The sequence below is a fragment of the Staphylococcus gallinarum genome (assembly GCF_000875895.1).
Taxonomy (GTDB): domain Bacteria; phylum Bacillota; class Bacilli; order Staphylococcales; family Staphylococcaceae; genus Staphylococcus; species Staphylococcus gallinarum.
On sequence record NZ_JXCF01000176.1, the window covers coordinates 1 to 737 of the forward strand.

1 protein-coding gene is annotated in these 737 nt (G+C 44.6%); it reads left to right on the top strand.

Translation table 11 applies throughout. From position 1 onward, the window contains the following. Window positions 1-737, top strand: a 737-nt coding sequence (locus tag SH09_RS13955; RefSeq protein ID WP_042740223.1) for a hypothetical protein, incomplete at both ends; no start/stop codon positions are given.

Consider the following 737-nt stretch of genomic DNA (forward strand, 5'->3'; position numbering starts at 1 on the left):
TGATGTTGATGTACTCATTGACGCTGAGTCACTTTCGCTCATTGATGTCGATGTGCTCATGCTTGCTGAGTCGCTCTCACTCACTGATGTTGAAGTGCTCATGCTTGATGAATCACTTTCACTCATTGATGTTGATGTACTCATTGACGCTGAGTCGCTCTCACTTACTGATGTTGATGTGCTCATGCTTGCTGAGTCACTTTCACTCATTGATGTTGATGTGCTCATGCTCGCTGAGTCGCTTTCGCTTACTGAAGTCGATGTGCTCATGCTTGCTGAGTCGCTTTCACTTACTGATGTTGACGTGCTCATGCTCGCTGAGTCACTCATACTCATTGATGTTGACGTACTCACTGATGCTGAATCACTCTCACTTACTGAAGTAGAAGTGCTCATTGACGCTGAGTCACTTTCACTTACTGATGTTGATGTGCTCATGCTCGCTGAGTCACTTTCACTTACTGATGTTGATGTACTCATTGATGCTGAGTCGCTTTCGCTCATTGAAGTCGATGTACTCATGCTTGCTGAATCACTTTCGCTCAATGATGTTGAATCACTCATGCTCGCTGAGTCACTCATACTCATTGATGTTGATGTGCTCATTGATGCTGAGTCGCTCTCACTCACTGAAGTTGAAGTACTCATGCTTGCTGAGTCGCTTTCACTTACTGATGTTGAGTCGCTCATTGATGCCGAGTCACTTTCAATTACTGAAGTAGAAGTGCTCATGCTTG